Annotated in this window: 10 protein-coding genes; 8 read left to right on the top strand and 2 right to left on the bottom strand. The window is 38.4% G+C overall.

Going from position 1 to position 8,767, the window contains the following annotated elements; translation table 11 throughout:
- Window positions 1–337 precede the first annotated feature (337 nt).
- Together rsmD and coaD are read left to right on the top strand one after the other, a co-directional pair.
- Complete coding sequence (gene rsmD / locus V7266_RS02895; RefSeq protein ID WP_335465720.1) at window positions 338–892, top strand: 16S rRNA (guanine(966)-N(2))-methyltransferase RsmD; 555 nt, start codon at window positions 338–340, stop codon at window positions 890–892.
- A gap of 21 nt (window positions 893–913) precedes the next feature.
- Window positions 914–1,396, top strand: a complete 483-nt coding sequence (gene coaD, locus V7266_RS02890; protein WP_335465719.1) for a pantetheine-phosphate adenylyltransferase — start codon at window positions 914–916, stop codon at window positions 1,394–1,396.
- A gap of 53 nt (window positions 1,397–1,449) precedes the next feature.
- Here coaD and ylbJ read toward each other — a convergent pair whose 3' ends face one another.
- Window positions 1,450–2,664 carry a sporulation integral membrane protein YlbJ gene (ylbJ, locus tag V7266_RS02885; protein WP_335465718.1) on the bottom strand — a complete coding sequence of 405 codons (1,215 nt, stop codon included), beginning with the start codon at window positions 2,662–2,664 and terminating at the stop codon, window positions 1,450–1,452.
- Window positions 2,665–2,872: 208 nt separating this feature from the next.
- Here ylbJ and V7266_RS02880 point away from each other — a divergent pair, with 208 nt between their 5' ends.
- Together V7266_RS02880 and V7266_RS02875 are read left to right on the top strand one after the other, a co-directional pair.
- The gene (locus V7266_RS02880) at window positions 2,873–3,652 is read left to right on the top strand and encodes a patatin-like phospholipase family protein (RefSeq protein ID WP_335465717.1); all 780 of its coding nucleotides are present in this window, start codon (window positions 2,873–2,875) and stop codon (window positions 3,650–3,652) included.
- An 8-nt stretch (window positions 3,653–3,660) separates the two neighbouring features.
- Window positions 3,661–4,689 (top strand): SepM family pheromone-processing serine protease, encoded by a 1,029-nt coding sequence (locus V7266_RS02875; protein ID WP_335465716.1) that lies wholly within the window; start codon window positions 3,661–3,663, stop codon window positions 4,687–4,689.
- A 7-nt stretch (window positions 4,690–4,696) separates the two neighbouring features.
- Here V7266_RS02875 and V7266_RS02870 read toward each other — a convergent pair whose 3' ends face one another.
- A complete protein-coding gene (locus V7266_RS02870; protein WP_420491306.1) occupies window positions 4,697–5,917 on the bottom strand; it encodes a nucleotidyltransferase in 1,221 nt (406 codons plus the stop codon).
- 271 nt (window positions 5,918–6,188) lie between these two features.
- On the opposite strand from V7266_RS02870, the gene V7266_RS02865 reads away from it, so the two are divergent.
- The 4 genes from V7266_RS02865 (at window position 6,189) to V7266_RS02850 (ending at window position 8,756) form a co-directional block, all read left to right on the top strand.
- Window positions 6,189–6,716, top strand: a complete 528-nt coding sequence (locus tag V7266_RS02865; protein WP_335465714.1) for a YceD family protein — start codon at window positions 6,189–6,191, stop codon at window positions 6,714–6,716.
- 84 nt (window positions 6,717–6,800) lie between these two features.
- Window positions 6,801–6,974 carry a 50S ribosomal protein L32 gene (gene rpmF, locus V7266_RS02860; RefSeq protein ID WP_040204800.1) on the top strand — a complete coding sequence of 58 codons (174 nt, stop codon included), beginning with the start codon at window positions 6,801–6,803 and terminating at the stop codon, window positions 6,972–6,974.
- A gap of 303 nt (window positions 6,975–7,277) precedes the next feature.
- The gene (locus tag V7266_RS02855) at window positions 7,278–8,048 is read left to right on the top strand and encodes an enoyl-CoA hydratase/isomerase family protein (RefSeq protein WP_335465713.1); all 771 of its coding nucleotides are present in this window, start codon (window positions 7,278–7,280) and stop codon (window positions 8,046–8,048) included.
- A 75-nt stretch (window positions 8,049–8,123) separates the two neighbouring features.
- Window positions 8,124–8,756: an RsfA family transcriptional regulator gene (locus V7266_RS02850; protein ID WP_335465712.1), complete on the top strand. Its 633-nt coding sequence runs from the start codon at window positions 8,124–8,126 to the stop codon at window positions 8,754–8,756.
- Window positions 8,757–8,767: the final 11 nt, after the last annotated feature.

The raw sequence follows: 8,767 nt of genomic DNA, 5'->3' as shown, positions 1-8,767 counted from the left end.
CAGCCTATAAATAAAAAAAACCCTGCAGACATAATCTGCAGGGTCCTTCTATATCCTAAAGCTAGGATAGAAGGCAAAGGGAGAGGAGAAACCGGAGGAAGAACTTATGGGGAAACGTAAGTCTTCTCCGCGGTTGGCAACAACATCCTCGAATTGATGTTGTTAATTATATTATCTCCACAACAGAAAACCTTATACGTCTTTTTAATAAATTTTCCTATTAGAAGAACATAATTAGCTGATCAATAGAAAAGATAGTCGGAACTGATTGTCTTTTTTATAAATTATGATAGGATGTATTAAGAAAAATGATTTTCAAAAATGTGGTGATATGTCCATGAGAGTGGTTTCAGGTATATGCAAAGGTAGGCCGCTTAAAGCTGTCTCCGGTAATACAACACGTCCGACCACTGATAAAGTCAAAGAAGCCTTGTTTAATATGATTGGTCCTTATTTTGATGGAGGAATGGGTTTGGATCTATTTGCTGGCAGTGGCGGGTTAGGGATTGAAGGGCTAAGCAGGGGGTTAGAAAAGGTTATTTTTATTGACCGAGAGTCAAAGGCCATACATGTTATTCAAGAAAATATAAAGGCCTGTAAATTGGAAGATCGAGTAGAAGTTTATCGTAATGATGCTGACCGAGCGTTAAAGGCCCTTATAAAAAGAGGACTTTCCTTTGATTACATATTTTTAGATCCTCCTTACAAAAAACAGCAGCTTGTCAGTCTGATGGAAAAAATGGATCAACAAGATTTAGTAAAAAAAGATGGAATCATTGTCTGTGAACATAGTTTTGATGTCGAATTACCCCAAACGGTAGGGCGGTTTAACCAGATAAAACATGAAAAGTATGGGATTATTGCTGTGTCCATTTTTACAAATGGTAAGTAATAGGAGTGAGGAGGAGTCCAGTTGGCTAGAATTGCGGTTTGTCCAGGAAGCTTTGATCCGATTACATATGGTCATTTAGATATCATTAAGAGAGGTGCGAAGGTATTTGATATTGTGTATGTGAGTGTGTTGAATAACTCCGCCAAAAGTCCGCTTTTCTCCCTTGAAGAGCGGATGAGCCTGATTAAGACTGTTACAAAGGATCTTCCAAATGTAAGAGTTGATGTTCATTCAGGATTACTTGTCGATTACGCTAAATCAGTGAATGCTAATGCCATTATTAGGGGGTTACGGGCCGTTTCAGATTTTGAGTATGAAATGCAAATAACTTCAATGAACAGGGTGTTAGATGAAGATATTGAAACCTTTTTTATTATGACCAATAGTCAATACTCTTTTTTAAGTTCAAGTATTGTAAAAGAAGTAGCAAAGTATAATGGCGATATTTCTTCATTAGTTCCTCCAATTGTTGAGAGAGAACTAAACAAAAAATTTGGGCGATAAGCAAAAATATGCTTGTGAAGTGAGAATGAAACTAAAAAGAGCTGGGCTAAAGCCTAGCTCTTTTTCAATCGTGAAAATAAAATCAGGGTATAGACAAAAAGTGAAAGAATCGTAATAAGCGGTCCTGCCTCGACCATTTTCAGATAAAAATGGTTCGCCCATGTACCATCTCCAAACCAACCAACTGGTAAGGCATTGGCGGGATGTTCATATCGATTTAAGTGGACATAGAGTGGTTTCCATAAAAGAAAAGCAAATAAGGCGGCGAAAATCCCTTGAAGAATCCTTGCAATAAAAAAGGGCTTAAATCTAATATCTGTTTGAGCAAGGATACTTGCAACTTGAGCTTGAATACTAAAGCCACTAAAAGCTAAGATAAAACTAGTAATGACCGCTTTTTGAAGAAGGGTGGCATCATGTACGTCACTGATTAATTGACTCCCCATTGTGATTTCAAATAAACCAGATATAAAAGGGATGCTTAACATATCAGGAAACGATAAAGAGGAAAGCAGCAATTCAATTGATTTTGCTAATATTTCAGTTATATGTAGTTGATATAATAATTTGTTAATCACAGAGAACAAAATAATAAAGCCGCCGATCATTAATAACGTTTGAATGGATGAATTTACAGCATCACCTAAGAGTTTTCCGATTGGCCGCTTATCTTTTATTCTTGTTTGATGGAGAACAGATAAGGCATTTCTAAATTTGAACTTTTTTCGCTCATCCCGAGACTCTTCGGGTGTTTCCTTTCCATAAAAACGCATGATAATGCCTACACATATATTTCCTAAATAGTGGGCAGCAGCTAAAAGTAATCCGATTCTAGGGTTATTAAAGAATCCAACTGCTACAGCACTGAAAATAAATAATGGATTTGAGGAATTAGTAAAGGATACAAGCCTTTCAGCTTCAATTTGCGTTAACTGTCCTTCTTGACGTAAGCGTGAAGAGAATTTTGCCCCAGCTGGCTGCCCGGAAGCCATCCCCATTGCCCATACAAAACCGCCTACTCCAGGAACTTTAAATAATGGCCTCATAAGGGGTTCTAATAATACCCCAATAAACTTAACGACCCCAAAGCCAATGAGCATTTCAGAAATAATAAAAAAAGGCAAAAGGGAAGGAAAGACAATCTTCCACCACATATTAAGACCTCTAATAGATGCTTCAAAGGATTCCCTTGGAAATGAAATAAGTGAAGCAGCTAGTATAGTAACAGAAACGGATAAAAGGACCGTTTTTAGTTTTGACAGAACCAATTAAGATACCTCCTTCCTAACGATTGCTCGAATCGTGCAAATCAATAGTATCAATGCTAAAATATAGATTAAACTTATAAAAATTAGTTGATCCTTGTCCCCATATACATCAAATATACTCATAGAAAAGTAATTTAGACCATAAGATTGAACGAGTTTCGCTTTATTCCAAACACTTAAAAGTATGATTAATGGGAGGTCAGTTGTTATGGAGCACCCAAAAATTGGTTTAGCACTTGGTTCAGGTGGTGCACGCGGGTTTGCTCATTTAGGTGTGATAATCGCATTGAAAGAAGCCGGAATTCCAATCGATTTAATTGCTGGAAGCAGCATGGGGGCACTTGTGGCAAGTTTTTATGGTACTGGACTTGATTTGGATCGGTTATATAAATTGTCGACTGCCTTTAAAAGAAAGTATTTTTTAGACTTTACTGTTCCTAAAATGGGTTTTATCTCTGGTAAAAAGATTAAAGAATTTATCAAGGTTTTTACCCATGGGAAAAACATTGAGGAACTCTCAATCCCGATTGCCATTGTGGCAACTGACCTATTGACAGGTGAAAAGGTAGTCTTTCAAAAAGGGCCTGTTGCAGAAGCCGTTAGGGCAAGCATCTCCATTCCAGGTATATTTGTTCCGGAGAAATATAATGGGAGATTATTGGTGGATGGCGGTGTGGCCGACCGAGTCCCGATATCAGTGGCAAAAGAAATGGGAGCAGATATTGTTATTGCTGTAGATGTATCACGGGTAAAGCGAAACGCTGAAATAACAACGATATACGATGTCATCATGCAAAGTATTGACATTATGCAGACGGAAATCATCAACTACAGGGAAACATCTGCAGATATCATGATTCGTCCCCATGTGGAAATGTATAGCTCACGTGCCTTCACGAATACAGAAGATATAATTAATATTGGCAAGGAAGAAACGAAAAAACATATTAAACAGATAGAAAGCATCATCGATAAGTGGAAGGGGTAACACGAGCAATGCGAAGGAAAATATATGTAGGGACCATTTTTTTTCTGGTCTGTATCCTAATGGGCGGTATGTATTACTCTCTGCCTTATTATGTTTCAAAACCTGGGATGGCCAAAGAATTAGAGCCCATCATTACAGTCACAGACGGCTATAAAGAGGAAGGAAGCTTTATGTTGACAACGGTAAGAATGGGAAGGGCTAATATTTATTCATACCTTGAAGCCAAAATAAGAAATTATGAAGAAATTTATCCAATGGATATGATCTTGGCTGATAAAGAGACTGAGGATGAATATAATGCAAGGCAGCTTCAAATGATGGCGGGTTCGAAGTTGAATGCTATTGCAGTTGCCTATCGAAAAGCGGGACTTCCAGTTAACTATAAATATAAAGGAATCTATGTCGTCCAAGTTGTGCCAGGGATGCCTGCTGAAGGAAAACTCCATGCTGGAGACCGGATATTTAAAGTGGATGGACACACCTTTCCATCTTCTGAAAAGTTTATTGAATATGTCAGTAAAAAACAAGCGGGAGATAAGATTAGATTAACATACTTAAGAAATAAGAAAACTAACACGGTAACAGTTCGTTTGCAGCGATTTAAAGAGGACCCGACGAAAATCGGAATTGGAATTTCACTTGTCGATGACAAATCCATTATTGTGAAACCGAAAGTAAATGTAAAGACAGATGAAATTGGCGGTCCCTCTGCAGGTCTGATGTTTTCACTAGAAATATATAATCAATTAACGAGTGAGGATTTAACAAAAGGATACAAAATTGCTGGTACAGGGACCATTGATGAGAAAGGAAATGTAGGACCAATTGGCGGAATTGAGCAAAAAATCGTGGCAGCCGATAAGGCCGGTGCTGAAATATTTTTAGCTCCCAACGAAAACGGGTCAAAGACAGCCAATTACCGGGATGCTTTAAAGACATCCAAGGATATAAAAACAAAAATGAAAATTGTACCAATCGATACATTCGATGAAGCAGTACAATATCTTGAAAAATTACCAGAGAAAGAAAAAGGATGATAATTAATCATCCTTTTTCAATGATTATGGGCTGTTGTTTAAATTCTTGATTCATTAATTCTTTTACTAAATGATTGGCTGCACCAAGTGAATAAACGCGGGCAGCTTTTAGGTCAAGCTGAATCTCTCTTTCCTTATAGGAGGAAAGCTTCGAAACAAGCGGAAGAGAGAAGTCTTTTTTTCGCCGGTTTAAATATTCTTTACCTTTGCGCGTCATTCCCAGAAGTCTTAAATAGCTTGCTGTATCCGATGGACCTGCCATTTGTCCTTTTTTCGTATTCGTTAGAATATGTACACATAATCGTTGCAGCCTTGTCCAAGTATACCGTTTTGTTTTTATCCTTTCCATAAACTCATGAAAGCTTCCGGAGACTAAGGCTGCCGTTAATAATCTATTTTCCAGCCCCTCTTCCACCTCATAGATATCCCTTAATTCAGCCGGACTGCACTGAAGCAGCCGGAATTGCAGGTAATTCCAGTAGTTTTCCCATTGATGAAAGACTTGGTACTCTTTTAGATATTCAGTTAACAATTGTTTCGTTTGTACGGGGACATACTGACCAATCGAATTTTGGTCCCCCTCCTTCGAAAAGATTGCCTTCCGGATGCTTGTTGCACTCGCGATGGTTTCAGAGGCAAAATGTTCATCATGATAATCAGCGTTTTTTCGTGCAACTGTCATAGGTTTAAGACGGCTCTTTTGTTTTTTTATTGCTTTTATGTATTCGATTCCTAATATATTATTTGGTTTTGCTAAATCTAAATAAGAGGTGGAATCTGACAATTGATGATAAGCCAGCGAGACGGCTTTTGGATAACTTACTCCAGTTTCTATAAAACGATGGATATTTTCTTCTATTTGCTGCTTATGTTCCGTAATGAAATTATGGGTCTGCAAGAAAGAGGAGAGATCACCGCTTTCACTGCCGAAACAAACGGCATCACATCCTGCCGCTTCTAATATAGACACCGCGCCGCCCGCAAAGATTTCAGCTTTTTGTACGGCAAACATGTAAGGGAGTTCAAATACAATATCCACTCCGTTAAGCAGCGCCATCTTTGTTCGATACCATTTTGAGACAAGTGCCGGCTCACCTCGTTGCAGGAAATTACCGCTCATTACAGCAATCACAACTTCGGCATCTGCTGCTTCCCTTGAAGCATTTAAATGGAAAGCATGTCCATTATGAAAAGGATTATACTCCACGATTAACCCAACAGCGTTCATTTTATTCTCCTTAGTCAAATTATTTCAACTCCTTGTTAGGAGTTTTTATTTTTTTTTAACATTATAGCAAAATTTTAAGGAAACCAATCAAATATTATGATAAGATGTTGTAGATGTTTGCAAAGGGCACATCTGGATACACTAGTAGTGGAAATCTTTTTACGTCAATTAATTTTTATAGAAAAAGTCACCTTACTAGGTGTAAAGAAAAAACATTGACAAAAATATTATCGAAGGCTATAATTACTTTTGTTGCCTTGGGGTGATTCAATTGAAATGGACATTAAACCAATTACAAAAATATCGAAGCAAGGATTTTATCATTGATGAGATAATTCGTGTGGACGAGATCAAACAAGTAGATTCCACCATTCGAGAAGTTTCTCCGATGCATATTACCGGTCGGGGAGATATCGACTCAACGAAAGTGACTTTTCATATAAAAATTGAAGGTCATTTAATTCTTCCTTGTTCTCGTACTTTAGTGGATGTAGAACTTCCAATTAATGTCGACACAACTGAAACTTTCCTCTTACAAGGATCAGTCTATGAAACTGAAGAGGAGACACATCAAGTAAAGGGTGACGTGATTGACCTTTTGCCAATCATCCGTGAAATCCTATTACTTGAGGTTCCAATGCAAGTGTTTTGTGATGATGTCAAGTCTGATGAAGCAGCCCCGCAATCTGGAAAGGATTGGGAAGTTGTCTCTGAAGAAGACCAATCAAAAAAGATTGATCCGCGACTAGCAGGACTTGCAAAGTTTTTTGACGAAAACAATTCTTCTTCCGAATCATAATCGGCAAAATCTAAGAAGCAAAGTGAAGGACCAGCATTCCTGGCCTTCATTACTTTCTTAATACTCTTTAAGGAGGTGGGAAGAATGGCTGTACCTTTTAGAAGAACTTCTAAAACTGCAAAAAGAAAACGTCGTACTCATTTTAAATTAAACGTACCTGGTATGGTAAGTTGCCCAAACTGTGGTGAAATGAAACTTGCACACCGCGTATGTAAAGCTTGCGGAACATACAAGGGAAAAGAAGTTGTTAACGACTAATTTTCATTAGGATTAAAGCACAAGGAGCCTATGCCCTTGTGCTTTTGTCGTTTATACACATACTTATACATACATAATTTTAATTGGCTGTGTTAATGTAAGTGTTGATATTTACACTCTGTTGATTGGAGTGGAAGGCGCGAAGACTCCTGCGGGAGTACGGGGCAGGGGAGACCCAGCAGGCGTTAAAGCGTCGAGGAGGCTCCCCCGAACCGCCCGCGGAAAGCGAAGTGCCTGGAAAGGAAATCAACAGACAAGTTAACACAGCCTTCCCATGAACCAAATGCAAAGGGGACGGTAGTTTTGTCATACACTATTAGAAAATCAAAGAAGGGTTATATGTTATTTACGATTACAAGAATTGAAAAAAGAAATGCGATTAATTATGAAGTGATGGAAGGGTTGTCTGAGGCGATAAAAAGAGCAGCAGAGCCGGATATAAAGGCACTTTTCATAACGGGGGCGGGCGATCAAGCCTTTTGTTCAGGGGGAGATTTATCCGTTTTTCACACACTCCACACAAAAGAGGAAGCGTATGTTATGCTCTCTAAAATGTCTCAGATCTTATATAGGCTCCTAATCTTACCGATTCCTACTATTGCTCTTTTAAACGGAGCAGCCATTGGAGGTGGCTGCGAACTTGCGGCAGCCTGTGATTTTCGCTTGGCACGAAAAGGGATTAAGGCGGGGTATGTCCAAGGGAAACAAGCCATTACAACCGGCTGGGGTGGGGGGGCTATCTTAGCTGAGAAAATTTCTGCCCCTAGTGCAATGAAGCTTTTGATGGAAGCAGAGCTGCAAACAGCGGAACAATTAAAAGAAGCTGGATTTATTGAGGCCCTATATGATAACAGCCCGCTACATGCTGGAGAAGAATTTATTGAAAGAATGCTAGGCAGAGATTTAAGTGTTCTCCAATCCTATAAAAGAGTGTGGATACGAAAGTGGGAAGCAACAAAACTTTGGGAAAGAATAGAGGAGGAAGTTCGAAATTGTGCTGCCCTCTGGGAAAGCGATGCTCATATACAATTTGTAATGAATTTTATTAATAAAAAAACAATGAATAAAGATTAAAAGACAACTTCTGATTATGTCTATCTTTTCTAGTAGATGCATATGTATTATAAAAACACTAGGAGGGATGAACAAATGTCACCAACTCGACAAGATGCATGGTCCCAAGATGAGGATTTGTTGCTTGCTGAAGTGGTTTTAAGGCATATCCGTGAAGGAGGAACACAACTGCAGGCATTTGAGGAAGTTGGTAAACAATTAACTCGTACTTCGGCAGCATGTGGATTTCGTTGGAATTCGTATGTAAGGAAGCAATATAAAACTGGTATAGAACTGGCTAAGAAACAACGAAAAGAAATAAAGAAACAAGATGTCTCTTTAAAAGAATTGGATCAAAGTGAGCCAGTGTCTGTAGAAAATATACATTCTTCCTCTTCTAATCAAGAACAGGGCAGCAAAGTCACATTTCCGGCTGTTCTCCATTTTTTAGAGGGCCTTCAAAAGCAGGCAGAAGCTTCTTCCGGATTTGAAGAAGAGAGGAAAAAATCGATTGAAAAAATCAAAGAGTTAGAAAAGAAAACCTATTATTTAGCGGCTGAAAATGAAAGATTGTCAAAAAATTTAAAAGCCATTGAAGAAGATTACCGTTCTTTAATTGAAATCATGGAAAGAGCACGAAAAATGGTCGTTCTACAGGATGAGGATCGCCAGCAAAAAGTGAAGTTTCAAATGGATAAAAACGGAAATCTCGAGAGAGTGGAAAAATAGAAAAAAGCGGA

The sequence above is a fragment of the Neobacillus drentensis genome, assembly GCF_036965645.1.
GTDB lineage: Bacteria > Bacillota > Bacilli > Bacillales > Cytobacillaceae > Neobacillus > Neobacillus drentensis_D.
This window is presented reverse-complemented; position numbering and strand designations above follow the sequence as displayed.

Bases quoted from the DNA above. Each gene is read 5' to 3' on its own strand.
- rpmF (WP_040204800.1), top strand. From the start codon at position 6,801: ATGGCTGTACCTTTTAGAAGAACTTCTAAAACTGCAAAAAGAAAACGT.
- V7266_RS02870 (WP_420491306.1), bottom strand. From the start codon at position 5,917: ATGAACGCTGTTGGGTTAATCGTGGAGTATAATCCTTTTCATAATGGA.
- rsmD (WP_335465720.1), top strand. From the start codon at position 338: ATGAGAGTGGTTTCAGGTATATGCAAAGGTAGGCCGCTTAAAGCTGTC.
- V7266_RS02850 (WP_335465712.1), top strand. From the start codon at position 8,124: ATGTCACCAACTCGACAAGATGCATGGTCCCAAGATGAGGATTTGTTG.
- V7266_RS02875 (WP_335465716.1), top strand. From the start codon at position 3,661: ATGCGAAGGAAAATATATGTAGGGACCATTTTTTTTCTGGTCTGTATC.
- V7266_RS02880 (WP_335465717.1), top strand. From the start codon at position 2,873: ATGGAGCACCCAAAAATTGGTTTAGCACTTGGTTCAGGTGGTGCACGC.